This window comes from Cupriavidus sp. H39, from assembly GCF_050271075.1.
GTDB lineage: Bacteria > Pseudomonadota > Gammaproteobacteria > Burkholderiales > Burkholderiaceae > Cupriavidus > Cupriavidus necator_B.
In genome coordinates this window covers 768811-795749 of record NZ_CP189846.1, presented here as the reverse complement: position 1 = coordinate 795749, position 26939 = coordinate 768811, and the positions used below count along the sequence as shown (strand labels likewise).

Sequence of the window (26939 nt, the reverse complement as noted above, 5' to 3'; positions counted from 1 at the left end):
TTGTCGAAGGGCCCGCCCGTGTCGCCGATTGCGGCTTCCACCCCCCTCGCGGCTAGATCAGTGGAGCGCACGGATTTTATCTAGCTCGGTCTCATACAATTTAATAAGGGACGCCTCATAGTTCCCAGCAATGCGCGCAAGCACCGGTCGAGCGCGCTCGCTCAACTTTGTGAACTCGTTGTCATCCAGTTCATTTATACGTATTCCTTTGGATTCAAGGTCCGCACGCACCTTGGCATCCTCATCACGAATTAGGCGCCTCTGGTACTGGCCGGCCTCTTCCGCGGCATGGCGCAAGAGAGTCTGGTCAGCCGGCGACAACGTGTCCCAGAAGCGCTTGCTCGCGATCAATGTCATGGCACCGTAAGAGTGGTGCGTAACACCCAGGTATGTCTGCACCTCATACAGTTTTCCCGTCACTATCTGGGAATAGAAATTGTCCTGCGCTGCGACGCTCTTGGATTTCAACGCAGCATACAGTTCAGAAAATGGCAAAGGAACGGGATCCGCCCCGATCTCCTTGAAGCTTTCAATGAACAATGGCGAAGGGATGACACGAATCTTCAAGCCAATGAAGTCGTCCGCATGGAGGATGGGGCCAGTAGAAGTCGTCATATGTCGGAAGCCGTTCTCCCACCATGCGAGTCCGATCAAATTACGGCTTGCGAGACGATCCAACAGGGTGGCGCCGAAAGGGCCCTCGAGCAACGCATTGGCCTGTCTTTCATTGCTGATCGTGAACGGAAGATCAATCAGACCAAAGCCCTTCTCGACGTCAGCCAGTCCGATCGTAGCTTGTAGCATCAACTCTGGCGTTCTGCCATCTCCTGCCTGCAAGGATGCGATCTGGCTTGATGGAGATCCCGGCATGGAATCTGCGGAGGCTTGCACGAGTATGCGGCCACCACTTCGGGTGGCCACCAGTTCGGAGAACTTGCTCATGCCACGGCGCACCGGGTGGTCCGCCTGGAGATATCCACGGTAATCAGCGATATGGATGATTCTCGCCTCCGGCTTCGCGGCGGGGAGAGGGTCTCCCACCGCCGTGGTTGCCAGCACGGATAATGGGATGCAACAAGCGAGTCTTGCAAGCTTTCGCCTATCCCTTAACGACATCAATAAGGTAAGAAGACCCAATACGGCTGAATTCTTGAGCATTCCTATCTCCTTGTTATGCACTACGATGCGCTCTACTGATTTTTTGCAAAGCAGCAAGAAGCGTGACTCGCCTTCCTTTCCCTCACGTCGCTTCTCACAGCCACGGCGTCTGGCTCAGGCATTTCTCAGCCCGCCAGCCATGCAGCCATTGCAGCGAGTCGTAGAACTGCGACTGCGCGCGGCCGGTCCAGAGCGAGTTGCGCACGAGGCGGTCGACGCCTTTGGCGTGGTAGATCCGACCCATGTCGCGGGCGGCGTACAGCACGCGCGCGGTGCGCGGGATGCGGGCCTGCTCGTACAGCCTGAACGCGGCCTCGAAGTCGCCATTGGCTTCCCGCACGGCTGCGCCGAGCGTAACGGCGTCTTCGAGCGCCTGGCAGGCGCCCTGCGCGACGTACTGCGTCATCGGATGCGCGGCGTCGCCGAGAATGGTCGCGCGGCCGAAGCTCCAGCGTTCTACGGGGTCGCGGTCGGCCGTGGCCCAGCGCTTCCACGACGACGGCCGGTCGAGCATCTGGTGCGGGAGTGGATGGATGCCTTCGAAGTACGACAGCACCTCCTCCTTGCTGCCGTCCTTCACTCCCCACTCTTCCTTCTCGCGGCTGTGGAACGTGACGACGAGGTTGTACTGCTGGCCGCCGCGCAGCGGGTAGTGCACGAGATGGCAGTTTGGGCCGGCCCACACCACAGGCGCGTTGACCTGCAAGTCCTTTGGCATGTCTTCTACGTCGACGACGGCGCGGTACACCACGTGGCCGGTCACGCGCGCCTCGTCGCCGATCAGCGTCTGGCGGATAGCGGACTTCACTCCATCGCAGCCCACCACGGCGTCGGCCACGTGGCATTCCCCGCGCTGGTCGACCACCGTCACGCCGCGCTCGCCCTGTTCCAGCTTTTCCACGCGGGTGCTGGTGCGGAACGTGATCAGCGGATGCTCCTGCACTACTTCCAGGATCGAGAGGTGGATGTCGGCGCGATGGATCACCGCATACGGATTGCCGAAACGCTCGCGGTACCGTGTGCCCACGTTCACGAGGGCCACGTCGCTGGCGTCGAGCGCATCCTTCAAGATCATCTGGTCGGTGAACACGGCGCGGTCGCGCGCAGCCTCGCCCACACCCAGCGCGTCGAGCGCGGCGAAGGCGTTGGCGGCGAGCTGGATGCCGGCGCCGATCTCGCCGATCTGGTCGGCCTGCTCCAGCAACTCGATCCGGATGCCCTGCTTCGCCAGCGCGAGCGCCGCGGCAAGTCCGCCGATGCCGCCGCCGATGATCAGGGCTTTCCTGTCGGATTGATTCGATTGCATGTGTCGTCTCCTGGACCTGGGCGTTCTTGCGCTCAGGCGGTGTAGTCGGGCTGGCGCGCCGGGGCGGCCTGGGCGAAAGCGGGGTGCGCGCTGGCGTGGGTAAAGACTGCCATCGCCTTCGGGTAACCGGAAAGATCGCAGCCCATGCGCAAGGCATTGGCGATCTGCGGCACGAGGCAGACGTCGGCCAGCGTGGGCTGCGCGCCGAAGCACCACGGCCCTTCCCCATATCGGGAAAGAAGGCGCTCAACGCCGGCCATGCCTTCGTCGATCCAGTGGCGATACCACGCGTCCTTCTGCTCGGGCGACACCTTCAGCTCGCTTTGCAGGTACTTGAGGATGCGCAGGTTGTTCACCGGGTGCATGTCGCAGCTCATCAGATACGCCAGTTCGAGCACTCGCGCGCGGCGTTCGCCGCTCGCCGGCAGCAGGCTCGGTTCCGGATGGCGCGCGTCGAGGTAGTCCAGGATCGCCAGCGACTGCCCGAGCGTGAAGTCGCCATCGACTAGCGCCGGCACTGACGCCGACGGGTTGATGCCGTCCACGTATTCCCCGTCATGATGCTGGCCGACGCGGATGTTCACCGGCAGGTACTCGTACGACAGCCCCTTGAGCGCGAGGGCGATACGCACGCGGTATGACGTGGAACTGTTGAAAAAGCTATAGAGCTGCATGACTACTCCCGTGAATTTCCGTCAGACCACGCGCACGGTCAGTTCACCGAGCCCGTCCACGCCCGTCACCATCGTCTCGCCGGCCTTCACCGCGCCCACGCCTTCCGGCGTGCCGGTGAAGATCACGTCGCCCGGCTCCAGCCGGAAGAACTGCGACAGGTACGCCACCGTCTCGGCCACCGACCAGATCAGGTGCGTGACGTTGCTGCGCTGCTTCGTCTCGCCGTCGACTGTCAGCCAGATCGCCGCGTCGGTGGGGTGGCCGATCTTGCTGGCCGGATGGATCGAAGCGACCGGCGCCGAGGCGTCGAAGGCCTTGCCGATTTCCCATGGGCGGCCCATCTCGCGCATCTTTATCTGCAGGTCGCGGCGCGTCATGTCCAGGCCGACTGCGTAGCCCCACACGTGTTCGAGCGCCTGGTCGACGGGGATGTCGGAGCCGGCCTTGCCGATCACGGCGACGAGTTCGGCTTCGTAGTGGTAGTTGGTAGTCTGCGCGGGATACGGCAGTTCCAGCACCTCGCCGTCCTGCACCGGCACGATGGCGCCGGCCGGCTTGCAAAAGAAGAACGGCGGCTCGCGGTCCGGATCGAAGCCCATTTCGCGGGCGTGGGCGGCGTAGTTGCGGCCGACGCAGTAGACGCGGCGCACGGCGAACTGGTCGTCGCTGCCGGCGACGGGGATGGAGACGGTTGCGGGGGGCGTGAAGATGTAGGACATGACAGACTCGGTCAAAGAATTGGGCAAACGCAGGTTGAGCGGGCCCGAGGCAGCCTGTGGCGGCGCGCCCCGGTGGCTTATATCGAAGGGAAATCGGATCAGGTGCGCGATTCGCGCAGCAGGTTGAGCGCGGACAGCACAGGACGGTCGGAGTAGCTGAACAGCACGGCGTCGTCCAGCGCGGCGAGTTGCACGGGCGCCCACGAGGGCACCACGAAGGTGTCCCGCGGCTCGAACTGGAACTGCTCGTCGCCGATGCGCACGGTGCCGCGCCCCTCGACTACGCTGTAGACGGTCGCGTCCGTGCTGCGATACGTGCGGCCCTGGAAGCCGGCCGGCAGGTATTGCATGAAGGTGGCAATGGTCGGCATCGGCCAGCCGCCGGTGGCGGGGTTGACGTAGCGCAGCTTCACACCGTCCCACGCATCGAGTTCGCCGTTGCGGTAGAGCTGGTCGAGCGCCTCGCGAGAACGGTCGTATGGATAGCTAAAAATCGGCGAGGTCGGGTCGGAAACCTTGTGGCGCACCGGCACCATGTTGTGGCCGAAGCGGGCGAAGCTGTCGCCCTCGGGCCGCGTGACTGGCTGCTGCGGCTCGGGGTAGTTCTCGGCAAAGCCGCCGTCGAAGAACTGCACCAGCGGGATGTCGAGCCCGTCGAGCCAGACCACCGGCTCGCCGCCGTCCTCGACGGCCGGGTTGCCGTGGTCGTGCCACGTCCACGACGGCGTGATGATGAAGTCGCCGGGGTGCATGGTGGTACGCTCGCCGTTCACGGCCGTCCAGGCACCCTGCCCCTCCACGATAAAGCGCAGCGCCGACTGCGTATGGCGATGGCTCGGCGCCACCTCGCCCGGCAAGATCAGTTGCAGCCCGGCGTAGAGCGAGCCGGTGATGCTCGACTTGCCAGGCAGGCCCGGATTCTCCAGTACCAGCACGCGGCGCACGGCTTCCTCGGCGCTGATGACGTTGCCAGCCTGCATCACCAGCGGACGAACCTGTTTGTACTTCCAGATGGCCGGCAACATCTGCGGCTGCGGCTGCGGCGGCACCAGCGAATGCAGCGATTCCCAGAGGGCGCTCATGTGGCTGCGGCCGATATCGGCGTAGTAAGCGGCACGATCGGTGCCCGGTTGGCGTGCGTCCATAATGTCTCCGTAGTGATTGCATGTACATGGCGGCTCGCATCGGCCGCATTGGGGGCGCAGCGTTCAGGGCCGCCGTCGCCGGTGCCCACGAGCGACCACGCGCCACGGCAGCAGCGCCCGCTCCAGCAGGTCGAACCCGAGCGAGAACAGGAAGCCCAGCACCGCGCTCGCGGCCAGCCCCACGTACATCTTCTCGACCTCGAACACCTGCCAGCTATTCCAGATGAGGAAGCCGATGCCCGACTTGGCGCCAACGAACTCCGCGGCGACGATGACCAGCAGCGCCACGCCAAGGCTGATCCGCAAGCAGGCGAGAATCTGGGGTAGCGCGCCACGCGAGGCGCCGCAGCATGCCGCGTCTTGTCATATCCGTCTCCGTTCGGTGGCCTCAAGGGGAAGCAGCAAGGGCTGGCCACCTGATTTGTAGGCTAGATATTATTCAATTATGCATGCTAAATCAAGGACACCGGTCCGGTCGGATAGGCGTGCGGCACGCCCAAGAGATGCATGCGCATCGCGGCGGCGGTTTCGGCGGGGTAGCCGTGCCGGATGGCGTCGATGATCGCGCGATGTTGCGTGTTGTTCTCGACGCTGAAGCCGAGCACCCACGGCGAAGTAGCAGCGCACCGCGCCGAGTTCGGCCGCATGGACGGTGGCGCTCGTGAACGTGTTGCGCACGGAAGCGTGGAGCCCGTTCAGGCGCCAGTTGTCGATCTGGTAGCGCGCGCCCACGGCCACAATGGCGGCGCGGTCCCGTCCGGCGTTGACGGTGGGAAGCCGGATTCGCGTAAAGCCGGCGCCAGCGGCATGGCGCCTACCGGCTCGGCATCACCACGGTGTTCTGAAGCGGGCTACAGCCCGCGCGCGTCGATTCTCGCCAGCATCGATGTCAGGATCTTCTCGCGCTCGCGTTCGAAGCCGAGGATCAGTTGTCCACGGTCCCGTTTCGACATGGCCGACACCAGCGCGTGCTCCAGGTGCGCGGTTCGTTGCTCGCCCGGCATCCTCACCTCCGAGGCCAGTGCCCGGTACCGGTCGGTCAGCCTGATCAGGCGAATCGCCTCGCGCCGCAGGATCTTGTCCGGCGACAGGTCGAACAGCAGCGCGTAAAAGTCCTGGTACTCGTCGATCCACTCAGCGCGCTGGCCCGTGTCGAGGTAGCTGTCGAGCCGTGCCAGCATGGCCTTCAGCGCCTTCATCTGTGCGCTGTCCGGCCACGCGACCGTCTTCAGCAGTTCCCGCTCCAGCAGGAAGCGGTAGCGGTAGAGTTGCCGGGCCTCGTCGGTGGAAAGCGGGGCAACGAAGAAGCCGCGATTGGGATCGTGTTCGATGATGCCTTCGGCCGCCAGCAGCTTGAGCGCCTCGCGCACCGGCACGCGGCTGATGCCGAAGCGGTCGGCCAGGTCCGACTGGCGCAATTGCAGCCCGGGCGCAAGGGTGCCGCGATTGATCAGCTTGCGGACTTGCTGGGCGATCTGGGCCGGAAGATCGACGCCCTTGACTTCTACAGTGTTCATGTTCGGCAGCGGATGGACGGACGGGGATGCCTGCGCTCACGACAGGTTCATGCGACTGTACACTGGTTGGACCTGCTCGCGCATGGCCGCGATGTTCGTCATGTACAACGCCGATGCCAGCAGCAGCACCACGCCGCAGGTTGTCAGCGCCGCCGGCGTCCCGACGTGCTCCGCCGTCCAGCCCCAGAACAGCGCGCCCACGGGCGAAATGCCCAGGAACGCCACCACGTACAGCGACGCGACCCTGCCGCGCAAGCCCTCGGGCGCCGCGAGCTGGATCAGGGTATTGACCGAAGCCGCCGCCAGCATGGTGCCCATGCCGACGAGGAACAGCATCGCGAATCCCATCCATACCACCGGCGCCAGGGCGAAACCGATGGTGGCGAGCGCAGCCATGACCGAGGCGAAGCCGATCGTCGCCAGCAGCCAGCCAATGCCGCGGCGCATCGCCAGATAGAGCATTCCCGCCAGCGCACCCAGGCCCGCCGCGCCAAGCAGCATGCCCAACGTGCGCGAGTCGCCGTGGAATCGTTCGCGCACGAACCACGGCATCATGGCGGCATGCGTCTGGATGGTGAAGCTCATCGTCGCGAGCAGCCACAGACTGTTGCGGCATGGCGTGAAACCGTGCGCATACCGCAGTCCGCCCGCGAACTGCCGGAGCCACGGCTCGGGTTCGGCCTTGCGTGGCGCCCGTACCAGACGCATGCCGCGCAGCGCGGCGATGATCGCGAAGCGCAGGATCGCGTTCGCCGCGAAGGCCCACACCTGGCCGAAAGCGGCGATGATGGCGCCGGCAATCGTCGGTCCGACGAACCGGGCGGCCGCCATCATGCTGGAATTGAGGGCGATTGCGTTGGGCAGGTCTTCCTTGCGCTCGACCATCTGCGACAGTAGCGACTGGCGCGCCGGCGAATCGAATGCGTTGACGATACCGAGTACCAGATTCGCCAGCACAATATGCCATGGCCGCAGAAGGCCGGTCGCCACGAGCGACAGCATCGTCACCGACTGCGCGCACGCCACGGCATTCGCCGCCATCAGTACGCGGCGGGTATCGACACGGTCGAGCAGCGGCCCCGTCACCGGCGCCATCAGCAGGAAGGGAATCTGCAGCGCGAATGCCGCCAGGCCGAGGACCAGCGTCGAACCGGACAGTGCATAGGCGAGCCAGGACGTGGCGATCAACTGCTGCCAGTTGCCCACTTGCGCGGCACCCTGCCCTGCTATGAACAGGCGGAAGCTGCGGGAGGAAAGCGCGCGGAGGCCGTGGGGTAACTGCATGAGGGATACCAAAAGAAAAAAGAGCGACAGCCAGTTTCCAGGCGCCGCCCAACTCTCGAGCACGAGAAGTCGAAAATCAGCGATCAGGCACCGGCGTTGCCACGCTTCGCCACGCCGGAACGGCTGGCGCGTCTATCCTTGACGAACATCACGATCACATAGAGCCATGCCGCCGCCAGCGCAAAGCAGTCGCGATAGCGCAGCGGACGATAATCCGCATAGCCCAGTCCGGTCGAGCCGATGCACGCGGCGAGCGTGATGAGCAGACAAATACCGACAGCAATCCACATGGGTTTCTTCATCGCAGTCTCCGGTTCAGGCGTCGGCCTGCTGAATTCGGCCCCGCAGCGCACCTGCGCGTTCGCGCGCTCGCACCAGCGTTTTCCATCCGTCCCACAGCCATACCGGCTCGACCCTGGCCTGCAGGATCGTCGCGTAGTGCCCGCCATACGCCAACAGGAGCGAGACGTTCATCAGCAGTTCCTGCGGGCCGGAAAACAACTGGCGCGGCGTGCCGACGATGAAGGTGTTCATCCAGAAGATATTGAACGTAGTCGGCATCTCCAGCACCAGGGCCAATAGCACGTTCCGGTTGGTCACGAGCAGGATCCCGCAGAAGCATTCGAGGAACTTGATGCCCTGGTAGAGGTAGATGGCCTTCGCCGCATCCACATAGGCGCCGGCGGCTCCGGGTATCTCCGGAATGAAGCCGGTGGCGATGTAGCGAACGCTCGAGTAAATCAGGTTGGCGCCATAGTAGATCCGCAGCCAGGCAACCACGTACTTCCAGGGGGATTGCACATCCCTGTTCATTTGATGTCTCCTCTGTATATTTATTGTTCACAGCCGAATTACTTCCCGCCCCTTCCCGGGCGCCGCCGCCAGCCGCTGGTTCGGCCGGCGCCCCAGTCACACCGGCGTCATGCCGATGCGCCCGCTCATGACTTGTCGCTGCGGCGATCTTTGATGAGCGTCACGATCAGGAAGGTCCACGAGATCCCCAGCGCGAAATAGTCGAAATTCCGCAGCGGGCGATATTCCGCATAGCCCAGCCCCGTCGAGCCGATGCAGGCAGCCACGGACAAGAACACGCACATGGCCACGCCAATCCACATCTCTTTCTTCATTGCAGTCTCCGGTTCAGGCTTTGGTTCAGGCTTCGATCTGTTGGACCGAGGTAGGTGCGGCCTCGCCGCGTTCGCGCGCGCTTGCCACCTTCTTCAGTCCGTCCCACAGCCACATCGGCTCGACCTTCGCCTGCAGTACCGACACGTAATACCCACCGTAGGCAAGCAGCAGGGCGCCATTCATGAACAACTCCTGTGGGCCCGTGAAGAGCTGGCGCGGCGTGGCAACGATGAAGGTGTTCAGCCAGAAGATGTTGACCGTGGCCGGCATCTCCAGCATCAGCGCCAGCAGCACGCCACGGTTGGTGAGCAGCATCAGGCCGAGCACGCACTCCATGTACTTGATGATCTGGAAGATGTAGATGTCGGACGCCGCCGCCACGTAAGCGCCGCCGATGCCCGGAATCTCCGGCACATACGAGGTCAGGATGAAGCGGCTGCCCGAGTAAAACAGGTGGGCGCCGAAATAGATCCGAAGCCAGAGGATGGCGTACTTCCAAGGTAATTGATTGGCGCTGCTCATGTCGTGTCTCCTGCGTCTAGGAATTGAAAGCCTTGCGGGGTCGGGGGCGCCCTACAGGTTGACCACCCGCGCCGGTCGGCCCTCGGTGCGAATCTGCGCGAGGAGTGCCTCGTTCAGTTCCGCGCCGAGGCCCGGACCGTCGCCGGGGGATACATGGCCGCGATGGAAGCGCGCGCCTTGCAGGGCGAGGTCGGCGCCCTGCGGAATGTCTTCACTGTTCCAGACGCCGTGCACGGCCAGCGGCCCGGTGCTCTCGCTGATGAACTGGCACGCCCACTGGTTCGCCACCCACAGGTGCGCGGTCGGGCAGGCTTCCACGCCCGAGCCGATCAGTGTGCTGCACATCACCGGCAGGTCGAGCATCTGCGCCACGGCGAGGAAGCGCTGGGCCTTGAGCAGGCCGCCGACTTTCTGCACCTTCAGGATCACGCCGTCGGCGGCGCGCCGCTCGGCGATCTCCTTTAGGTGGTGCAGTTCCTGCGCGGCCTCGTCGGCGTACAGCGGCGTTTCGATGCGCTGGCGCAGGCGCGCCATGCCTTCGATATCCCAATGCGGCAGGGGCTGCTCGACGAAGTCGAGACGATGCGCGTCGAGCCGTCGGATCGTGCGCAGCGCCTGTTCGTAGTTCCACGAGCCGTTGGCGTCGAGACAGATGCGCGCGCCATCGCCGAGCGCCTCGCGCACGGCGGCGGCCGTCGCCACGTCGTTGTCGAACGTGCCGCGCCCCACCTTCAGCTTGAACGCGACGAACCCGGCTTCGCGCGCCGCCAGCGCGGCCTCGGCGACCCTCGCCGGCTCGCCCGCCGACAGCACCCAGCCGAGCGGCGCAGAGTCGCGCGTGCGCCCGCCGAGCAACTGGTAGACCGGCACGCCGAGCGCCTTGCCCTTCAGGTCGTGCAGCGCGCAGTCCACCAGCGCCTTGGCCTGGTTGTTGTCACGCGCCAGCGTGTCCATCGCGCCGACGATCTTCTCGATATTGCGCGGGTCCTCGCCGAGCAGGATGCGCGGCGCGAAGATGTCGCAGATCATGGCGACCATCGACGCCTGGCTTTCGCCGCGATACCACGACGACGTGTCGCCTGACTCGGCGATGCCCACCAGCCCGCTATCGGCATGCAGCCGCAGCAGCAGCGTATCGAGCTTGGTGATGGTGACGTTCGGCAATCGCAGCGGCTTCTTCAGCGGCATGGATACCGGGATGCATTCGATTTTCGTGATCTTCATGGCGGCATCACTTCCCTCTGGCGTCACGGAGCAGCGCAACCACGGCAACCACGCCCGCGGCCAGCGGCGGGCCATAGTCGTAGATCCGCAGCGGTCTTGCGCCGAAGCTGGTAGAGGCAGCCATGACGACGAGTATCGTCGCCACGATCACTGCCACAACAAAGACTAGATCCCTGATCACGTTTATCTCCTCCCGCCAGACCGGCACTGCATGGCCAATCGGGCGGCTTTCATGAATCGAAGCGTTGACGACAAGCCGTCCTGCCAGCCGCATTCATCCTCTCGTTTCAGCGCGTGACGGGTGCGACAACCCGTCCCAAAACCAGAACGGCCTTGTCTTGATGCGGCAGAAATTCGCGTAGTACCCCCCGTAGGCGAGCAACAGGCCGCCGTTGAGAAGCAGCTCCTGGATCCCCGTGAACAACTGCCGGGGCGCCGGGGAAATGAAGAGATTCAGGTAGATGATCGTGACGCTTACGCCGGTCATCACGATCAGCGCGAGGGGCACTGCCAGGTTGAAAAGCAGCATCGTCCCCAGCACGACCTCGAGGTACTTGATGACCTGGTAAAAGCCGATATCCGCCATGGCATGGAGATACGGTCCCACCCGCCCGGCATGACTGAAATCCGGAACGAAGTTGAAGATGACGAAATTCAGCCCGGAAGCCAGATAGTGAATGGCGAAGTACAACCTGAGCCACAGGACCAGATACTTCCATGGCGATTTTTCGGCGGCATGCATTGGCAGTTTCCTTTATCCGCAGTCGGACAAAAATGGAGGCGTGGGCGTGGCGCGGCACGAGGCGGTGGATCAGGAAGCGCGAAGCTGACTTGCTGCCCTGAGCGCTCGCGAGACGCGCACCAGCAGGCAAACGGCTATGCCGACCGAGACCACGTAACACGCCACAAACGCATGGCCGAGCGCGTTGGGGCCGTCGAAGAACAGCCGCGCCACCAGCGCGCAGACAGTGGGGCCCAGCGCCAGGCCGAGCAGGTTGGTGATGAGGTAATACAGCGCGGTCAGCTTGCCCATCATGTTGCCCGGCGTGAAATTGGCCATGGTCGCGCCGCCGGCCACCGCGAAGATCACGAAGAAGAACGTCTGCGCGCCATAGGCAATAGCGCCGAGCTGCGCGCTATGGATCAGCGGGAAGCAGGCGGTGATGAGCGCCGCCACGGCGGTCGAGCCGATTGCGACGCGCACCGGTGCGTCGGCCCAGCGCTTCTGCAATTTGTCGGCGACGCTGCCGAAGAACAGCAGCCCGAGCGGCGAAGCCACCACGCTGATCGCGCCGAGCGTCTTGCCGATCTCCGGACGGGCGATGCCCATCGAGCGGTTGATGATTTCGGGCAGCCACGCCAACTGGCTGCCGATGGCGATGCCGTAGAGGCAGATGGCGATCCACAGCGGCGCATAGACGGCACGGTGCTGCCATGCGAAGCGCAGCGCGTCCGGATAGGTGACGCGATCCGCTTGCGCGATCGCGTCGCGTCGCGGCGGCTCGCGCAGCAGCAGCATCAAGGCGGCGAGCGGCACGCCCAGCAGCCCCGGCACGATCAGCACGAATTGCCACGGCTTCAGGCTACCCAGCAGCGGCACGCCCGCCAGCTTGCCGCTCGCGGCGAACGTCAGCAGGAAGCTGCCAAGCACCAGCGCCAGCCCGCTGCCCAGCAGCGGCCCGATGTTGTAGATGCCGAACGCGAGCCCGCGCCGCTCCGGCGGAAAAGCGTCGCGGATCATCGACGACGCCGCCGGCGGCAGCATCGCCTCGCCGACACCCAGGCCGATGCGGGCGAGGAACAGGTGCCAGTACGTATTGCTCAGTCCGCACAGCATCTGCACGCCGGACCACATCAGGATGGCGCCGCTCAGCAGGTACTTGCGACGGTACAGGTCGACCAGATAGCCGGCCGGAATGCCGAGCACGCTGTACAGCAGCATGAACGACAGGCCGAGCAGCCAGCTCACTTCCAGGTCGGTAGCGCCGAGATCCTGCTTGATGGGTCCGACCACCAGCGAAATCGCGCCCCGGTCGATGAAGGACACGATATAGACGAGCGTGAGCACGAACAGCACGGCCCAGCCGCCGGGGGCCACCGCGGTTTTAGCCGGCGCCGGCGCGACCGCCGCTGACCTGCGGGGCGGCGACTGGATTGTGGTGGGGCTTTCCAACATGGTTGTCTCCGGTTTGCGGTTCTCTCGAACTCTCGTTGTTCAGGCGGCAGTGTTGTCAGCGGTCCCAGGCGGCTTCTTCCAGCGCCGCGCGGGCGGCGGTGCGGCCCGACACGATGAACTCGGCGATATCGCCCATCGAGTTGTAGTACGGGCCCCACAGCGATCCGCATTCGCCGATGGCGTACAGGCGCGGGATGGGGGCGCCGCGCTGGTCGAGCACGCGCTGTTTCGCGTCGTGGCGCGGGCCGCCGTGTGTATTCAGGAACGTCGGCAGCATCGGGCCGATGGCGTAGTACGGGCCCTTGTCGAGCGGTACGAGGAAGTTCTTGCGACCGAAGTCGGTGTCTTCGCCGGCCTCGCACTGCGCGTTGTAGCGCGCCACGGTGGCTTTCAGCGCGTCGGGGTCGAGGTGACCCGCCGGCCATGCGCCGGGCTCTGCGTCCCAGCGGCACTTCAGCGCGAGTTCCTCCAGCGTGTCGGCCTGGATGATCCAGCCCTTGTCGAGTTCGGCGAGGTTGTCGGCGCTCCACGGCGGGGTGCGCGAGTTCAGCGTCGTCATCGCGGCGCCGCCTGCGCGGACCTTCTCGTCGAAGATGTGGAAGGCGGGCACATTGACGAACTCGGGCACGTCGGGGTCAGTGGCGAGCCACGTGGCGCGATTGCCGAGGCCGTGGCGGACGTCGGCGGTGTCGGTGGTTTCGTTGTGGAAGCGGGCCGCGTGGCGGTTCACCCAGATCAGGCTCCCGCCGTCCTTGAACGCCCCCGAGTTGTAGCCGAAGCCGGCTACCTTGTTGAGGTCGTACGTCACGTACACGCGCCCGCCGTCCACCTTGATGCCCCAGTTCAGCGGCCCGGCCACGGCGTTCATGTGCCAGAGCTGCGCGCCGGCTTCCTGCGCCATGCGGATGCCGTCACCGGTCAGGTTCGGGCTGCCAAGGAAATGGATGGGGCACGGCGTCAGGTACTGCCGGCACATCTCGGCGTCGAACTCGAAGCCGCCACTGGCGAGCACGGTCGCCTTGCGTGCCTTGACGGCGATGGTGCGGCCGTCGGCGGTGCGAGCAAGCACGCCGAGGATGGCGCGCGACACCGGATCCTGCACGAGCTGCGTCACCGCCGTATTGCATTGAACGCGCGCGCCGTGCTTCTCGGCCACCGCGGCGATAGCGTTGTATAGCCCTGCCCCGCCGGGCGCGGCCACCACGCTCATGCCGTGGATGCTGGCGGCGCCGGGCGCGCCCGGAAACTCGGGGAAGAATCCCGGCGCGCTAAAGGGCCTGGGGTTGTCCTTCAGGGGCAGCTCCAGCTTGTGCTGGAAGGCCGGGATGTCCTTCAGGCCTGCGACAAAGTTGCGCAGGACCGGCTCGTCGGTCTGGCCGGCACACAGCCAGTTCATGTAGTCGAACGTGGCGGCCTCGTCGGTCGAGGTCATGATGAGCCCGCCCGCGACGCAAACCGAATTGCCGCCGCCGCGATCGCCCTTTTCCAGCACCAGCACCTCGGCGCCGGCCTCGGCTGCTGCGAAGGCGAACGTTGCGCCCGCGCCGCCGTAGCCGACCACTACCATGTCGGCCTCGTCGTCCCACGCCGGTGGCGACCAGTTCACTGCACGCGTCTTCTGTTCCATCTTCTTCTCTCGAAATCCTATCGGTCGCAACGATTCAGGCCGGCTCGGCAACCGGCTTCTCATCGGCCAGCAGGCGGGCGTAGATCTCGTTGTAACGGACGACCGGCTGGTCCATCGGCAGCAGCACAAACTTGCGGCCGGGCGAACGGTGGATCATGTCCTGCTGCGCCTCGATGATCCGCTTGTCTTCCTGGAAGGCGGCGTCGGCGATGCCGAAGCAGTGCTGCTTCAGGTCGGCGGCGGCGGCCCACGGCCCGAAGTTGAAGAAGAAGCGCGACTTGTTCTGGCTGATAGGCGTGATCATCTGGCAAGTGCAGCGCTTGAAGATGGGCGTCTCGGTTACGTCGCCGCCCTCGCTGCGCTCGAGCGCACCCGGCTCGTAAGAGGTGATGGTCAGGATAAACACGCCCGGCACCAGGAACAGGCTGACGACGCGGTCGTCGCACGGGCGCGCGCCGAAGTACGGATTGGACTGGCGGCCCAACTGCCAGCGGTCGGCCAGCACGCCGCGCTCCAGTTGCGTGACGCCGCGCTTCGTTTCACTTTCCTTCATCATCTTCAGCGCAACGGGATCGCTGGCACCGAAGGTGGCCTCATGCACGAACGGCGCGTGCGAGAGGTCGAGCAGGTTGTCGGAGATCAGCTCGGCATTCACGTCCATGTCGAAGGTCGAGCATTCCATCGCCCAGTCGGCGTTGTCCGGCCCAATGATGGGCGGCACCAGCGCTTCGTCCGCCTTCTCCGCCTCGCCCATCCAGACCCATGCCGCGCCGTGCTTCTCCACGATCGGGTAGGCCCTCACGCACACGCGCGGCGAGATCCGGTCCTGGCCCGGCACTTCGGTGCAGCGGCCGTCCGCGGCAAACTTCAGTCCGTGATACATGCAGCGCAGTTCGTCGCCCTCTTTGCGGCCGACCGACAATGGCGCGAGGCGGTGGCAGCAGCGGTCTTCCAGCGCAGCCAGGCTTCCGTCGGTCTTGCGATAGATGGCCAGCGGCTCGTCCATCACGGTAAAGGGCACGATGGCGTCGTCGGCAAAGTCAGTGGACCATCCAACCATGTACCAGCAATTACGAAGGAACATTTCTTTACTCCAGGTTGTGTTTTGAGGATCGGCTACCGTGATGCGCGCGGGTCACGCACTGCGTTGTTCGTCGGGGCATGAAGCGAAGACAGCAGCCGGCAGGCGCTTGATGTCTTCGAGACGCCCCGGCGATGTCCGGCACGCCAACATCGGCAAGTAATAGCGCAGGTACGCCAGAATCAGGATGACGTTCAGATACAGGCACCACACGCTCATGGACGTGCTGAACAGCATTCCGAACCGCAGGTTCAGGACAATGGCGTTGAAGAAGACCATGAACGAGATCGGCAGCGTCATTGCCAGTGCGAAGGGCACGAACAGGTCAAGCAGCAGGAGCAAGCCCGCTATCAGTTCGCAAGCCTTGACGATGTCGAACACACCGGTCTCGATCAGCGTGACCAGCATTGCGTTGGAAGCGGGCAGGGTGCCAAGCGGCTGAGGGAAGATGGGCGGGAACCCAAAGTTCGTCAGCCAATGGCTCAGGCCGCTGTTGATCATCCAGGCGCCGAGGATGAGCCGCATCAGGGTGATGGCCAGACGGCCGACGCAGGCAGCGTCCAGCCTCCTTTTTGCAAGGGACGGTGTATTCATTTGGCATCTCCGGAATGAGCAGTCTTGGCGGCCTCGCCGGCCAGCGGAAATTGGACAAAACGCCGCCTTTCGGCGATCCGGCCCGTATAGGCGCCTGTCTTGAACACGTCGAGCACATCGACTGCCGGCTCACCCCGCGCCGCTTCCACACGGTGGTACACAGCGACGACCAGGCCTTCGGCGATAACCTGCCGGATCTCATGGCGAATCGGTTCGCCATCCCGCAGCTCGATCGAGCCGGGACTGTGGTCGAGCATCTTCGGCGAGAAGTATCCCTGTGCGGCCTCCGCGCCCCGCCCCTTGTCGTAGGCCTGCTTCATATAGTCCAGCACGATCGTGCGTGGAAGCTTTCCCACGCCGGGGCCGTTGTCGCCATACCAGCGCGGATTGAAATGCAGGCTGTAAGCGAACGATAGTGCGATTGCGATCCCGACCCCGATGGAGACCGCGCGGGCCGTGCTCGCTTGCATTGCAGTATTCGTTTTCATCGATGAACTCCGGCTGCGTCAGAAACGGTGATAAATGCCCGCGCCAAGCGCGTTCACCTTCTCGTGCAACTGGGTGGGCGAAGTCAGCCCCCCGGGTGGATAAATTGTCTGCTTTGACGAACCGCGGTTTTCGAGGCGCTTGAAGAAGGCGTAGAGCGTGGTGCGCTTGGATACGTCGTAGGTGTAGCCGATGGCCCATGCGGCCACGTCCGCCGTCGCCGAGGTATCCGGCAGGCCGTTGGTCACTCCGCTGTCGCGCATGCCGTAGGCAAGCTTCAGATTGCCGGCCGCGCCAACCGGAATGGTGGTGCCGACTTGCCACGCCGAGTCATGCGCCGCGCCCAACCGGTAGCGCAATTGATAGTTGCCGTAGAGCGTGGCCCAGGGCGTCTCGTAAGAGGCCGCGAAGGCGTGCTCGAGCTGACGGCTGGTGTCTGGCGTCAGGTTTGTCGTTCCCGTGGCGCGCGCAAAGCCGTAGCCGGCGTTCAGCTTATTGGCCGTGTAGAGGAACGTGACGATGTCGTAGTTGCGGTTGACCGGCGTGCCGGCATTCTCGCTGAACACATGCGCTGCTGAAACCGTTACGCCGCCGAAGGATGGCGAGTTGTAGCGGATCGCATTATCCGCGCGGGCCGGATCATTGAGCGGGTTGAACATCCACGGATTACTCGACTCGCCGGTGAGCGACGCTGCCACCGAACCCGGAGCCATCAGGACTGGATCGAAGATCGCGGCGAAGTCGTAGCCCGGCGTGGGCTGCCGGCCCAGCGCGATCTCGCCATAAGTATTGCTTCGCATACCGACAGTTGCGCGGCGGCCGAACAGGCGCCCGCCCTGGGCGTTGGTGCCGGTATCCATGTTGTAGCCGCCCTCAAGCACGAACACGGCCTTGAGATCCGCCGACAGGTCTTCCGTGCCGCGCATGCCCCAGCGCGAGCCAGCCAGGCCACCGCTGTTCAGGCTCGTGACGCTCTTCTCCGAGTTGCGGAAATAGCCGACAAAGCTGTCGGCAACCCCATACAGGGTCACGGTGGCGGCAGATGCCGCAAGGGGGAAAAAGCCGGCAAACGCTATTCCGGCGATTCTTTTGTCCACGTCGTCTCCTTCTAGTAGTTTTGTTCTTGCCAGTGGGCTGGCATGGGGCTACATACTCTTGCCAACGGCGTCCTTGGCCGCTGTGTCCGAAGGTGCTCTTGATCCGGAAGGCGGATCCCTCCGTTCCCTCAGGTCAAAATATTATTCAATTTAGTATTGCGAATCTTATACATCGAAAAGCCGCGCTTCAATCTTTTCTTTGGCATTACGGGGTAAACCCCGCTCCCCCTCACCCACCAAAATGCGGACGTGCGCCGTCCCCGTCCGCGCGGCGGCGAACGGATGAACATCCGGCGTTAGAGATGTGACTTCAGAGACCGCGCGCGGTCAGCGACGCCAGCAGGCGCTCTTCCACCGCACTGCGGTCGCGCCGGTAGGCCTCCAGCAGCGCCGCGCGGTCTTGCGCGGCGAGCGTCTCGACGAGGTGATGTTCCGGGTCGGCCGGGAAGCGATAGCCGGCAATATCCGTCGCGGCCATCGCCCGATAGCGATCCGTCTGCCGCATCAGTCGCATCACTTCGCGCCTGAGCACCGCGTCGGGCGACAAGGCGAAGATGGCAGCATGGAACTCGCGGTGTGCGCGAACCCACGCGGCGCGCGCGCCCTCCGTCAGATGGTGGTCGAGCAGCGCGAGCCGCGCGCGCAGGTGCGCCAGTTCGTCGGCGTCGGGCCATCGCACCGTCGACAGCAATTGCGTCTCGAGCAGGTGGCGGATGCGATAGAGTTGCCGCGCCTCGCTACTCGACAGCGGCGCAACGTGGAAGCCGCGATTGGGGTCGTGGCAGACCGCGGCCTCGGCCACCAGCAGGCTCAGCGTTTCCCGCACCGGCACGCGACTGATGCCGAAGCGCCGGGCCAGATCCTGCTGCCGCAACTGCTGTCCGGGTGACAGCTTTCCTTCGTTGATCAGTTCGCGGATATCGGCCGCGAGCCGCGACGGCATGTCGGTATCGGTGGCGCGAGGCGCCAGGCCCGCGGGAGGATCGAACACCTCGCGCCGGCCCATCTCAGCGCGCGCCCCAGTACACCGCGCGCGCGGTGTCGTGCAGCACTTTGCGCTGGTCGGTTTCAGACAGCAGCGACACCGACGCCTTCGCCAGCGCGACCATCTGCGCGTAGCTGCCCTTCGACTGCGCGACGTCGGACCCCCACATCACGCGATCCGCGCCGAACTCGCGCACCACGCGCTCGACCATCGGCGCCGCCGGCATCTGCGCGGCGGCGAGTTTGCCCAGGTTGATCATCGAGTACAGCAGGTAGACGTTGGGATGCTCCACCATCTCCAGCAGCAGCGCATCGACGCCGTGGTCCGGCGCCCCGCTCTCGCCGGCGATATTGGAGAAGTGATCCAGCACCACGGTGGTCTGCGGGAACCGCGCCAGTACCGGCTTGAGCGCCTTCAGGGCAGCCTCGCGGTTCCAGCGATAGAAGTGCAGTCGCACCGAACCGCCCAGTTCCGACACGGTCTCCCAAGCTGCCATCGCCTCGGGCGACGCGAACCAGGACGGGTCGGCGCCCTTGAACGGCTCGGTCAGGCGGATGCCGACCGCGCCGCGCTCGCCGACCCAGTGCCGCACCTGCCGGCGGATCTCCGGGTCGAGCGCGTCCACCATGCCGAGCGCGCGCAGGCGTTCCGGGTAGCGCGCCGCGGCGTCGCACACATAGGCGTTGTTGAAACCGTAGATATGCGCCCGTTGCACGGCCAGTGCGCGCTCGATGCCCTGCTCGTCCATCAGCGCGAGCAGGCGCTCCGCCGTCACGGGATTGTCGAGCCCGCCGGGCTCAAGCTCGCCGCTCAATGGCGACGTGGGATAGCGTTCCGCATCGGCGGAAATCAGGTGTGCATGACTGTCGATCATCGGCTATGTCTCCTCTGTATGCTGTTGGTTCTGCCCCGCGCCGACAAGGGCGCGGGACAGTTCATTTCCATGGGTCCACCGTCACGTGGATGGCGCCCTCCACGCCCTTGCCCGCAGTGGCCAGGATCGCCTCGTGGGTCTGTGCGAGCCCGAAGGTGTGCGAACACACTTCGTCGAGCGGATACCTGCCGGAGCCGATGTAGCGCAACGCCAGCTCCACCGCCGCGTAGCTGCGTCCGCGCGGAGCGCGCACGGTCAGGTAGCGCTTCTTGATCTCCCCAATCGGCACGCTCTGCTCCAGGCCGTTGAGGCTCAGGTACGCGCCCTTCGCCGCCAGCCCCACGGCCAGTTGCGCCACCTCGCCGGTCGGATCGCCGGTGGTGTCGACCACCACGTCGACGCCGCGCCCCTTCGTCAGGCGCATGACCTCCGCATGGAGATCCTGGTTCTGCACATCGATGGCGTGATCGGCGCCGAGCCGCAGCGACAGGTCGAGCCTGGCGCGGTCGCGCGTCATGCCGGCCAGGATCACGGTCAGCGAGCCCGCCGCCTTCGCCGCGAGTACGCAGCCCAGTCCCTGCTGCCCGGGGCCGAACACCAGCACCGTCTTGCCGGGACCGGCGCCGCCGTCATTGCAGGCCCACTGCACGCCGTTGCCGAACGGCACCGCGAGCGTGGCATGCACGGCGGGCATGTCGGACGGGATCACGTGCATCACGGTGTTCAGCGGCAGGTGCATGTACTGCGCGTAGCCACCCCACAGGTGCGGTGGCTTCTCGCACGTCGACATGCCGAAACGCGGCGTGTTAAGCCGGTCCTTCACGTTGAAGAAATCGACCTCCATGCACAGCCGGAAGTCGCCCTTCATGCACCATTCGCAGTGCCAGCACGGCAGGTATTCGTGCAGCGCCACGCGGTCGCCGGCCTTCACGCCCCAGCGTTGCTGCGCGATGGGGCCGAGCTCGACGATGGTGCCGACGTTCTCGTGCCCCATGATGACGGGCGCATGGCCGGGCTTGCGGTAGGTCTCGGGATCGCTGCCCCCGACTCCGCTCGCTTCCACCTTGAGGATGCCGGAGTCCGGCTGCACCTGCGGGTAGTCGAACTCCCTCAACTCGGTCGTCTCGACATCGGTCTTGACGGCCGCCAGTACTTTCCTTGTCATGTCAGGTCTCCTTCCAGAACACTCGGCGGGCGGTGCCGCCGAGGATGGCCTCGCGCACCGGGGCGGCATGGTCGAGCAGGCATTCGCGCACGAGCCCCAGTGCGTTGCCATACCCCTCACGGCTGCTCACCACCGGGAAGTCGCTGCCCCACATCAGGCGCGGGGCGCCGAACGCGGCAATGGCGGCTTCGAGCAACGCCGCGGCAGCGCCGCCGAACGTGGGGCCGTCGCGCAGCGCGGTGGACGCACGCGGCACCAGTTCGCCAAGACCCGGCACCTTGAGAATCACGTTGTCGAAGCGGCACAGCCGCAGCACGGTGTAGCGCAGTTCGCCGTCCGCTTCGCTCTCCATCGGCTTGCTGGTATCGCCAAGGTGCTCGAGAACCACGGTCAGTCCCGGCACGGCCTGCAGCAGTTCGGCAAAGGCCGGCGCGCAGAACGCCTCGGCATTGCCGACGCAGCTGACCGGCAGGCCGCAAGCTTGCGCCGCCTTCCAGATCGCGAGCGGATCGTCGCCGGGCGAGCGGGCGCCGGGGCGCAGGCGCACGCCGGCTGCCCCTTCGTCCGCCAGGCTGGCAAGCACCTGTGGAGCGTCCGGCGCGGCCGGGTCGATCCAGACCACGCTGGCGAAGCGGCCCGGATGCGCGCGCACGCAGTCCGCCTGGTAGCGGTTGTCCACCTGCCCGATCATTTGCGTCAGCACCGCGCGCGCCACGCCGTGGCGCGCCATCTGGCCGAGCAGCGTCTCCACCGGCTCGTACCAGACCGGCGAGACATGCGCGTGGCTGTCGATCAGCATCGCCGCGGTCAGGCCGTCAGGGCCACGTCGGGATTGAGCGGGACTTCCTGCTTCCACGTGCGCTCGTTGCTGAAGATCACCGTGGCCGCGCGGATCTGCGGGAACGGGATCGGCGCGGTCAGCACGCTCGGCGCCTCGCCCCGCTCGGCCAGCGCACGCGCGGTGCGGATCATCTGGCGACGCCATGCCACCACGGCCACGTCGGAGGTGCCGAGGTGCTCCTTGGTGCGGTCCAGAATCCGGCCCTGGGTTTCGCTGACCGCGTGGTCCTGCGTCAGGATGCCCTTGATGCCTGACATCGAAGCCGTCTTCATCAGCTCGCGGTCCTGCTGGTACCAGTTGTCGATGTTCCGCAGCTTGCGGAAATTCTCGTCGACCCAGTGGCCGCCTTCCTCGATCCGGTAGGCGACATCCACCGGCTGGCTGTCGTCGAAGAACCACTGGATGTGCCACGTCGATTCATCGTCGCGCGGCACGAAGGCGTTGGCCATGCGGCGGTTCTTGCGTACGCCGAAGCCGTCGGGCGGGATTAGCGTGAAGAACGGCAGCACCACCTCGGTCACGCGCGCATGCAGCTTTCCCTCCTCGCGGAAGTTGCGCACGCCAGCGTAGCGCAGGCCGTACTTGGTGTATTCGACTTCGATCTTCGGTTGCAGGTCGCGCTCATGGTCGTACTTCGCGGGCGCGCTCCACGGCTGCTCGCGGTGCAGCACGCCGGCGTGCGCCGAGTCGATGGTGCCTTCGACCGCCTGCGCGTAGTTGCAGTCCTCCAGCACCTTGAACGGCACGGCGTTGACGGAGGGATACGACAGCCACTCGAACTCCGGGAATTGTGGCAGCTCGGCGGCCGGGCCCATGTAGGTCCAGATCACGCCGCCGATCTCGCGGGTGGGATAGGCCTGCGCACGGATGCGCGAGCAGAAGGCGGAGCCGGACGGCTCGGTGGGTGTATCGAGGCAGGTGCCGTCGGTGGCGAACTTCCAGCCGTGGTAGAGGCAGCGCAGGCCGCCGTCGGAGTTGTCGCCCAGCGCCAGCGACGCGCGGCGGTGCGGACATTGCTCGTCGAGCAGGCCGACCTTGCCATCGGTGTCGCGGAACGCCACGAGGTCTTCGCCGAGCAGGCGAACGCGCACCGGCTTGCCGCCAGGTTCGGCAATCTCCGACGCCAGCAGCGCGGGAATCCAGAAGCGCCGGATCAGTTCGCCCATCGGGGTGCCGCGGCCAACCTGGGTCAGCACATTGTTGTCTTCACGGGTGAGCATAGGTCCTCCTATCCTTGAATCTGTGTATCGTCTTTGTGGGGAAATGGCGCCGTGCGCCGGCTTCGGTGGGTTCAGCCTAGAAGCGCGATGGCACGGCCGAGGCATTCCCGGGCGGCAACGGTGTCTCCGTCGTTGCCGACCAGGTCGTGTGCTTCGATCACCAGGGAGCGCATGGCCTCCAGGCGCTGCAACTGCTGCGCGCTGCGGCGGTCGCGCGCGGCATTGGCGACGTCGGCGTCGAGCAGGCGCCAGACCTCGTCCAGTTCGGATTCCCGGTAGATCATGTGTTCCACCTCGCGGGAAACCGCCATCCGCTCGCAGATCGACGACAGCGTGGCGGCCGAGTAGTCGTCGATGGAAGTCAGTTCGTCGGCATGCATGGGCTCTCCTCTGTGCGTGCCGCTTACCGACCCTTCGGGCCGAACTTCGAGGGCTGCAGGCCGATGACCGCGCGGCCGTAGCTGGTCATGGCGCTGTCCCAGGTGAAGGCGAAGTGCTGGGCGGCGGAATTCACGTCGCGCCAGATCCGCTGCAGTTCGGAACTGTTGTAGATGCCGGAGCCGCCGGCGGCTTCGAACAGCGCGTTCACCGCGTAGCGCGCCTTCTGCGCGGCATAGGCCCAGTCGCGCGGAATGCGGGCCCAGTCGAGGTCGCTCAACGCGCGGGGATCTTCCGCGCTGTCCACGCGGCGCGCATCTTCGCGCACGACGGCCAGCGCGGCGTCGATCTCAGCGACCGATTCCGCCACGCGCGCAAACGTGGCCGACTGCTCGGCCGCCTGCTCGCTGCTGAACGTGGCCAGGCGCGCCGCCAGGCCTTCCGAGAAAGAGCGCACCGCGGCGCGCGCCATGCCCAGCGGGGCGCCGACCAACGAGAACGGCGTCACGTTCTGGAACGGCATCCGGTAGATCGGCGCGCGCACCGAGCCGGTTTCGTCGGCCATGCCCGACATCATGTCCTTCACCGACACCGAGCGATGCGCCGGGATGAACGTATCGGCGATGCGGATCGAGCGGCTGCCGGTGCCGCGCATGCCGGCCGTGAACCAGTCGTCGACGATCTCGATATCCTCGCGGGGCACCACGAAGAAGCGCGGCTCGGGCGGCAGGCCCTCGCGCTGCACCGCATTGCCGACGATGACCCACTGCACATGGTCGATGCCGGAGCAGAAGCGGCCGTCGCCATTGACCAGCCGGTAGCCGCCCTCCACTTCGGTGACGGTGCCGCCGAGCCGGAACACGGTGGCAGTCAGCACGCGGTCAGCGCTCATCACTTCGCGCTGCGCCTGCAGCGGAAACAGGTTCAGCATCCAGCTATGGCCGGCCAGCACGCCGTAGACCCAGCCGGTCGAGCCGCACGCGGCGGCGATCTCGGCGGTCACGTCGACCAGCGTGGCGAAGCCCAGTTCCGAGCCGCCGAACATGCGCGGCGTGACGACGCCGAACAGGCCGGCGTCCATCAGGTCGTGGATGGTCTCGGTGGAAACGATGCGCTCGCTTTCGGTGCGGTCGGCGCGAGCGCGGATCTTGTCGTGCAGCGCGCGCGCCGCGGCCATGGCGGCGTCGTGGCTGGCCAGCGCCGGCACGCTGCCGGGGGAAGTTGCCAGGGGGGAGGTGCTCATGTCTTGTCTCCTGTGTGAGGACGTACGCCGCCGCGCCGCGCGCCCGTGACGCGGCGGCGAGGCAAGGCTTGTCATTTCTGGATGGGTTGGCCGGGGGGCCGGCGGTCAGGTTCCAGTGCGCATGCGGTCCTCCACCTTCTCGCGCTCGTCCACCTGCAGGAACCAGCGGTAGTGGCCGCCCTTCGAGATCGGGGGCAAGTCGTCGGCAACCGTGTACCAGTGTTCGCCGCCGTCTTCGCTGGCGTAGGTCTCGCCGGTCGCGGTGCCGGCCAGCAGCATCACTTGGTCGGCCCAGTGATACAAGCCCATGCCTTCTATGTTGCCGATGATTTCTGCCGGCAGGCCGTTGCGGATTTCATCCCACGTTGCGCCGCCATCGCGGCTGCGCAGCACGGTGGCGTCGGCGCTGCGCTTGGCGCCCCACTCGCGCGGAGCGTTGCCGGGGCCGCCGAGGTACAGCACGTTTTCGTCGCGCGGGTCGATGAACATGGCATCGGGATACCCGATGCGGTCCGCGCGCGTCATCAGGTGAATCCAGGTCTCGCCGGCGTCGGCGCTGTAGTGCAGGCCTTCGCCGCCGCACATGAAAAGCTGTGCGGGGTTCGACGGACGGATCAGCACGCGGTGGTTGTCGTGATAGAACTTGTCCTGCGCGGACTCATAGGCGCGCGGCTCGGTCCAGGTGGCACCGTCGTCCGTCGTCTTCAGCAGCGCGCCCTGCTCGATGCATACGTACAGCGTGCCCGGTTGCGCCGGATGAAAGGCCACGTTCTTGACGTGCGCCACGTGCGGGGGCGGCGGGAACGTCCACTTGTCCTGGTCCGGCACGGACAGCATGGCCGAGACTTCCACCCAGTTCTCGCCGAGGTCGTCGCTGCGATACAGCGCCGAGGGCTCGGTGCCGAGATAGAGCACCACGCGACCGTCGCGCTGCTGTGCCGCCAGCGTGTAGACGTGCTCGCTTTTCAGGCCATTGCCGCGCGGCTCCCAGGTAACGCCGAGGTCGCGGCTGACCGCCATGCCGCCCTTGCCGTGCGCGCCGGCAAACAGCAGCCCCGACTGCGGCTCATACAGCAGCGCGCTCACGTGACGGTCTTCCAACGTCGAGCGGGTCCGCTGCCAGAGCGCGCCCTGCCCCGTCCGCTCGAATACATGCATGCCATGCAAGGTGGCAACGAAGAGCTGGGTGGCGGGGCCGCTGCCGTGCGTGACCGTGCCGCCGTTGCAAGAGAGGACTGCGATCAATTTGTTCTCCATTTCCATGTGACGCGGACCGTGCTGCTGCGCTGCACGCTGCCGCCGCCTGTTTCCGCCAGTGATGTGAGCCTTCGGGCCAACGCCCGGGAAAGTCCGTGCATCGAGAGTCTTTGACTTTTTTCTTGTTAGTCGAAATAATATGCAAAAAAGAATTTCGCGTCAACGACGAAGCGAGCGGCACGGACCACCCCCCGCGCTTCGAACGCCAGGCGCAAGGGAGGCATAGGCCTCGCCGCATCACTGAACGTCGCCACTGGAGACACACATGAACGACCTGCCCCCGTCCACGGGCGCCCTCCTTGAGTTGCGCCTGGAGTCGATTCAATTCCTCGCTCGCGACACGCTGCTCTACGCCTTCGCGTCCCCGGCGGGCGCCGCGCTGCCGGCGTGCGAGCCGGGTTCCCATATCGGCCTGCACCTGCCCAATGGCCTGGTGCGCCAGTACTCGCTGCTCGAAGGCGGCCGCGAGCCGCGGCGCTACCAGGTAGGGGTGAAGCGCGACCCGAAAAGCCGCGGCGGTTCCAGCTTCATGCACGAGCAGTTGCGCCCCGGCGTGGTGATCCAGGTGGAGCCGCCGCGCAACAATTTCCCGCTGAACGAGGAGGCCGAGCATTCGGTGCTGGTCGGCGGCGGCATCGGCATCACGCCGATCCTGTGCATGGCAAGGCGCCTGAAGGCGCTGGGCCGCTCGATGACGCTGGTGTACTCGTGCCGCGACCGCGTCGACGTCGCCTTCCTCGAGGAACTGCGCAGCTACGAGAACCTGCACCTGCACATCGACGCGGAAGCGGGCGGCGTGCTCGACATCGTCGAGATAGTGAAGGCGCAGCCGGCCAACGCGCACTTCTATTGCTGCGGCCCGGGCCCGATGCTCGCGGCCTTCGAGGCGGCCACGGCCCACCTGCCGCCGGCGCAGGTCCACGTCGAGTACTTCACCGCGAAGCAGGAAGCCGCGCTGGACGGCGGCTACACGGTCGAGCTGAAGCGCAGCGCCAAGTCGCTGCAGGTACCGGGCGGCAAGACCATCCTGCAGGTGCTCAAGGATGCTGGCGTGGAAGTGGCGCACTCCTGCGAGGAAGGCGTGTGCGGCGCCTGCGAGACGCGCGTGCTGTCCGGCATTCCCGACCACCGCGACGCCATCCTCTCTCAACCGGAGAAGGCGGCCAACAACACCATGATGATCTGCTGCTCGGGCTGCAAGGGCGAGCGGCTGGTCCTCGATCTGTAAGTCATTTCA

30 protein-coding genes and 1 pseudogene are annotated in these 26939 nt (G+C 65.6%); 1 reads left to right on the top strand and 30 read right to left on the bottom strand.

All coding sequences use genetic code 11. The features are described 5' to 3' along the window. Positions 1-57: 57 nt before the first annotated feature. From ACOCMH_RS04105 to ACOCMH_RS03960, 30 genes and pseudogenes are all read right to left on the bottom strand, one after another. Positions 58-1158: a TRAP transporter substrate-binding protein gene (locus ACOCMH_RS04105; protein WP_427307904.1), complete on the bottom strand. Its 1101-nt coding sequence runs from the start codon at positions 1156-1158 to the stop codon at positions 58-60. Between the two features lie 94 nt (positions 1159-1252). Beyond that, positions 1253-2464 carry a 3-hydroxybenzoate 6-monooxygenase gene (locus ACOCMH_RS04100; RefSeq protein ID WP_427307903.1) on the bottom strand — a complete coding sequence of 404 codons (1212 nt, stop codon included), beginning with the start codon at positions 2462-2464 and terminating at the stop codon, positions 1253-1255. A gap of 32 nt (positions 2465-2496) precedes the next feature. After that, complete coding sequence (maiA, locus tag ACOCMH_RS04095) at positions 2497-3138, bottom strand: maleylacetoacetate isomerase (RefSeq protein WP_427307902.1); 642 nt, start codon at positions 3136-3138, stop codon at positions 2497-2499. Positions 3139-3159: 21 nt separating this feature from the next. Continuing rightward, positions 3160-3858, bottom strand: coding sequence for a fumarylacetoacetate hydrolase family protein (locus ACOCMH_RS04090; RefSeq protein ID WP_427307901.1), 699 nt, complete (start codon positions 3856-3858; stop codon positions 3160-3162). Positions 3859-3956: 98 nt separating this feature from the next. Continuing rightward, positions 3957-5003 carry a gentisate 1,2-dioxygenase gene (gtdA, locus tag ACOCMH_RS04085; RefSeq protein ID WP_427307900.1) on the bottom strand — a complete coding sequence of 349 codons (1047 nt, stop codon included), beginning with the start codon at positions 5001-5003 and terminating at the stop codon, positions 3957-3959. Positions 5004-5066: 63 nt separating this feature from the next. Then, positions 5067-5327: pseudogene (locus ACOCMH_RS04080) on the bottom strand (ABC transporter permease); the annotation flags it as partial. A gap of 128 nt (positions 5328-5455) precedes the next feature. Further along, positions 5456-5650, bottom strand: a complete 195-nt coding sequence (locus ACOCMH_RS04075; RefSeq protein WP_427307899.1) for an FCD domain-containing protein — start codon at positions 5648-5650, stop codon at positions 5456-5458. Positions 5651-5854: 204 nt separating this feature from the next. Further along, complete coding sequence (locus ACOCMH_RS04070) at positions 5855-6520, bottom strand: GntR family transcriptional regulator (RefSeq protein WP_427307898.1); 666 nt, start codon at positions 6518-6520, stop codon at positions 5855-5857. A gap of 36 nt (positions 6521-6556) precedes the next feature. After that, positions 6557-7804, bottom strand: a complete 1248-nt coding sequence (locus ACOCMH_RS04065; protein ID WP_427307897.1) for an MFS transporter — start codon at positions 7802-7804, stop codon at positions 6557-6559. 83 nt (positions 7805-7887) lie between these two features. Further along, positions 7888-8106 (bottom strand): hypothetical protein, encoded by a 219-nt coding sequence (locus ACOCMH_RS04060; RefSeq protein ID WP_427307896.1) that lies wholly within the window; start codon positions 8104-8106, stop codon positions 7888-7890. Positions 8107-8119: 13 nt separating this feature from the next. Then, positions 8120-8617 carry a hypothetical protein gene (locus ACOCMH_RS04055; protein ID WP_427307895.1) on the bottom strand — a complete coding sequence of 166 codons (498 nt, stop codon included), beginning with the start codon at positions 8615-8617 and terminating at the stop codon, positions 8120-8122. 125 nt (positions 8618-8742) lie between these two features. Further along, positions 8743-8931, bottom strand: a complete 189-nt coding sequence (locus ACOCMH_RS04050; protein WP_018314141.1) for a hypothetical protein — start codon at positions 8929-8931, stop codon at positions 8743-8745. A 25-nt stretch (positions 8932-8956) separates the two neighbouring features. After that, positions 8957-9454, bottom strand: a complete 498-nt coding sequence (locus ACOCMH_RS04045) for a hypothetical protein (RefSeq protein WP_427307894.1) — start codon at positions 9452-9454, stop codon at positions 8957-8959. A gap of 51 nt (positions 9455-9505) precedes the next feature. Continuing rightward, positions 9506-10678 (bottom strand): mandelate racemase/muconate lactonizing enzyme family protein, encoded by a 1173-nt coding sequence (locus ACOCMH_RS04040; RefSeq protein ID WP_427307893.1) that lies wholly within the window; start codon positions 10676-10678, stop codon positions 9506-9508. Positions 10679-10685: 7 nt separating this feature from the next. Next, on the bottom strand, positions 10686-10952 hold the full coding sequence (locus ACOCMH_RS04035) for a hypothetical protein (RefSeq protein WP_427307892.1): 267 nt from the start codon (positions 10950-10952) through the stop codon (positions 10686-10688). Further along, on the bottom strand, positions 10953-11420 hold the full coding sequence (locus ACOCMH_RS04030; RefSeq protein ID WP_427307891.1) for a hypothetical protein: 468 nt from the start codon (positions 11418-11420) through the stop codon (positions 10953-10955). A 69-nt stretch (positions 11421-11489) separates the two neighbouring features. Then, positions 11490-12854 carry an MFS transporter gene (locus ACOCMH_RS04025; RefSeq protein WP_427307890.1) on the bottom strand — a complete coding sequence of 455 codons (1365 nt, stop codon included), beginning with the start codon at positions 12852-12854 and terminating at the stop codon, positions 11490-11492. 55 nt (positions 12855-12909) lie between these two features. After that, complete coding sequence (locus ACOCMH_RS04020; protein WP_427307889.1) at positions 12910-14481, bottom strand: FAD-dependent oxidoreductase; 1572 nt, start codon at positions 14479-14481, stop codon at positions 12910-12912. 34 nt (positions 14482-14515) lie between these two features. Then, complete coding sequence (locus ACOCMH_RS04015) at positions 14516-15565, bottom strand: Rieske 2Fe-2S domain-containing protein (protein WP_427307888.1); 1050 nt, start codon at positions 15563-15565, stop codon at positions 14516-14518. Between the two features lie 51 nt (positions 15566-15616). Next, on the bottom strand, positions 15617-16156 hold the full coding sequence (locus tag ACOCMH_RS04010) for a DoxX family protein (RefSeq protein WP_427307887.1): 540 nt from the start codon (positions 16154-16156) through the stop codon (positions 15617-15619). Continuing rightward, entirely contained in the window at positions 16153-16644 is a 492-nt protein-coding gene (locus ACOCMH_RS04005) for a hypothetical protein (protein WP_427307886.1), read from the bottom strand. The genes ACOCMH_RS04010 and ACOCMH_RS04005 overlap by 4 nt, the downstream gene beginning before the upstream one ends. Before the next feature lie 18 nt (positions 16645-16662). Further along, positions 16663-17739 (bottom strand): porin, encoded by a 1077-nt coding sequence (locus tag ACOCMH_RS04000; RefSeq protein WP_427307885.1) that lies wholly within the window; start codon positions 17737-17739, stop codon positions 16663-16665. A gap of 310 nt (positions 17740-18049) precedes the next feature. Next, positions 18050-18745 carry a GntR family transcriptional regulator gene (locus tag ACOCMH_RS03995; RefSeq protein WP_427307884.1) on the bottom strand — a complete coding sequence of 232 codons (696 nt, stop codon included), beginning with the start codon at positions 18743-18745 and terminating at the stop codon, positions 18050-18052. A 1-nt stretch (position 18746) separates the two neighbouring features. Continuing rightward, positions 18747-19598: an amidohydrolase family protein gene (locus ACOCMH_RS03990; protein ID WP_427307883.1), complete on the bottom strand. Its 852-nt coding sequence runs from the start codon at positions 19596-19598 to the stop codon at positions 18747-18749. 61 nt (positions 19599-19659) lie between these two features. Beyond that, the gene (locus ACOCMH_RS03985; RefSeq protein ID WP_427307882.1) at positions 19660-20763 is read right to left on the bottom strand and encodes a zinc-dependent alcohol dehydrogenase; all 1104 of its coding nucleotides are present in this window, start codon (positions 20761-20763) and stop codon (positions 19660-19662) included. A 1-nt stretch (position 20764) separates the two neighbouring features. Beyond that, complete coding sequence (locus ACOCMH_RS03980; protein ID WP_427307881.1) at positions 20765-21562, bottom strand: amidohydrolase family protein; 798 nt, start codon at positions 21560-21562, stop codon at positions 20765-20767. A gap of 8 nt (positions 21563-21570) precedes the next feature. Continuing rightward, positions 21571-22824: a Rieske 2Fe-2S domain-containing protein gene (locus tag ACOCMH_RS03975; protein ID WP_427307880.1), complete on the bottom strand. Its 1254-nt coding sequence runs from the start codon at positions 22822-22824 to the stop codon at positions 21571-21573. Between the two features lie 71 nt (positions 22825-22895). Then, positions 22896-23204, bottom strand: coding sequence for a hypothetical protein (locus ACOCMH_RS03970; RefSeq protein ID WP_427307879.1), 309 nt, complete (start codon positions 23202-23204; stop codon positions 22896-22898). 23 nt (positions 23205-23227) lie between these two features. After that, positions 23228-24445, bottom strand: coding sequence for an acyl-CoA dehydrogenase family protein (locus ACOCMH_RS03965; RefSeq protein ID WP_427307878.1), 1218 nt, complete (start codon positions 24443-24445; stop codon positions 23228-23230). Between the two features lie 105 nt (positions 24446-24550). Then, positions 24551-25690, bottom strand: a complete 1140-nt coding sequence (locus ACOCMH_RS03960; RefSeq protein WP_427307877.1) for a glycosyl hydrolase — start codon at positions 25688-25690, stop codon at positions 24551-24553. 277 nt (positions 25691-25967) lie between these two features. Here ACOCMH_RS03960 and ACOCMH_RS03955 point away from each other — a divergent pair, with 277 nt between their 5' ends. Continuing rightward, the gene (locus tag ACOCMH_RS03955; RefSeq protein WP_427307876.1) at positions 25968-26930 is read left to right on the top strand and encodes a PDR/VanB family oxidoreductase; all 963 of its coding nucleotides are present in this window, start codon (positions 25968-25970) and stop codon (positions 26928-26930) included. Positions 26931-26939 lie beyond the last annotated feature (9 nt).

Coding starts and splice junctions, on each gene's coding strand:
- ACOCMH_RS04105 (WP_427307904.1), bottom strand. CDS start 1,158: ATGCTCAAGAATTCAGCCGTATTGGGTCTTCTTACCTTATTGATGTCG.
- ACOCMH_RS04100 (WP_427307903.1), bottom strand. CDS start 2,464: ATGCAATCGAATCAATCCGACAGGAAAGCCCTGATCATCGGCGGCGGC.
- maiA (WP_427307902.1), bottom strand. CDS start 3,138: ATGCAGCTCTATAGCTTTTTCAACAGTTCCACGTCATACCGCGTGCGT.
- ACOCMH_RS04090 (WP_427307901.1), bottom strand. CDS start 3,858: ATGTCCTACATCTTCACGCCCCCCGCAACCGTCTCCATCCCCGTCGCC.
- gtdA (WP_427307900.1), bottom strand. CDS start 5,003: ATGGACGCACGCCAACCGGGCACCGATCGTGCCGCTTACTACGCCGAT.
- ACOCMH_RS04075 (WP_427307899.1), bottom strand. CDS start 5,650: ATGCGGCCGAACTCGGCGCGGTGCGCTGCTACTTCGCCGTGGGTGCTC.
- ACOCMH_RS04070 (WP_427307898.1), bottom strand. CDS start 6,520: ATGAACACTGTAGAAGTCAAGGGCGTCGATCTTCCGGCCCAGATCGCC.
- ACOCMH_RS04065 (WP_427307897.1), bottom strand. CDS start 7,804: ATGCAGTTACCCCACGGCCTCCGCGCGCTTTCCTCCCGCAGCTTCCGC.
- ACOCMH_RS04060 (WP_427307896.1), bottom strand. CDS start 8,106: ATGAAGAAACCCATGTGGATTGCTGTCGGTATTTGTCTGCTCATCACG.
- ACOCMH_RS04055 (WP_427307895.1), bottom strand. CDS start 8,617: ATGAACAGGGATGTGCAATCCCCCTGGAAGTACGTGGTTGCCTGGCTG.
- ACOCMH_RS04050 (WP_018314141.1), bottom strand. CDS start 8,931: ATGAAGAAAGAGATGTGGATTGGCGTGGCCATGTGCGTGTTCTTGTCC.
- ACOCMH_RS04045 (WP_427307894.1), bottom strand. CDS start 9,454: ATGAGCAGCGCCAATCAATTACCTTGGAAGTACGCCATCCTCTGGCTT.
- ACOCMH_RS04040 (WP_427307893.1), bottom strand. CDS start 10,678: ATGAAGATCACGAAAATCGAATGCATCCCGGTATCCATGCCGCTGAAG.
- ACOCMH_RS04035 (WP_427307892.1), bottom strand. CDS start 10,952: ATGCGGCTGGCAGGACGGCTTGTCGTCAACGCTTCGATTCATGAAAGC.
- ACOCMH_RS04030 (WP_427307891.1), bottom strand. CDS start 11,420: ATGCATGCCGCCGAAAAATCGCCATGGAAGTATCTGGTCCTGTGGCTC.
- ACOCMH_RS04025 (WP_427307890.1), bottom strand. CDS start 12,854: ATGTTGGAAAGCCCCACCACAATCCAGTCGCCGCCCCGCAGGTCAGCG.
- ACOCMH_RS04020 (WP_427307889.1), bottom strand. CDS start 14,481: ATGGAACAGAAGACGCGTGCAGTGAACTGGTCGCCACCGGCGTGGGAC.
- ACOCMH_RS04015 (WP_427307888.1), bottom strand. CDS start 15,565: ATGTTCCTTCGTAATTGCTGGTACATGGTTGGATGGTCCACTGACTTT.
- ACOCMH_RS04010 (WP_427307887.1), bottom strand. CDS start 16,156: ATGAATACACCGTCCCTTGCAAAAAGGAGGCTGGACGCTGCCTGCGTC.
- ACOCMH_RS04005 (WP_427307886.1), bottom strand. CDS start 16,644: ATGAAAACGAATACTGCAATGCAAGCGAGCACGGCCCGCGCGGTCTCC.
- ACOCMH_RS03995 (WP_427307884.1), bottom strand. CDS start 18,745: ATGGGCCGGCGCGAGGTGTTCGATCCTCCCGCGGGCCTGGCGCCTCGC.
- ACOCMH_RS03990 (WP_427307883.1), bottom strand. CDS start 19,598: ATGATCGACAGTCATGCACACCTGATTTCCGCCGATGCGGAACGCTAT.
- ACOCMH_RS03985 (WP_427307882.1), bottom strand. CDS start 20,763: ATGACAAGGAAAGTACTGGCGGCCGTCAAGACCGATGTCGAGACGACC.
- ACOCMH_RS03980 (WP_427307881.1), bottom strand. CDS start 21,562: ATGCTGATCGACAGCCACGCGCATGTCTCGCCGGTCTGGTACGAGCCG.
- ACOCMH_RS03975 (WP_427307880.1), bottom strand. CDS start 22,824: ATGCTCACCCGTGAAGACAACAATGTGCTGACCCAGGTTGGCCGCGGC.
- ACOCMH_RS03970 (WP_427307879.1), bottom strand. CDS start 23,204: ATGCATGCCGACGAACTGACTTCCATCGACGACTACTCGGCCGCCACG.
- ACOCMH_RS03965 (WP_427307878.1), bottom strand. CDS start 24,445: ATGAGCACCTCCCCCCTGGCAACTTCCCCCGGCAGCGTGCCGGCGCTG.
- ACOCMH_RS03955 (WP_427307876.1), top strand. CDS start 25,968: ATGAACGACCTGCCCCCGTCCACGGGCGCCCTCCTTGAGTTGCGCCTG.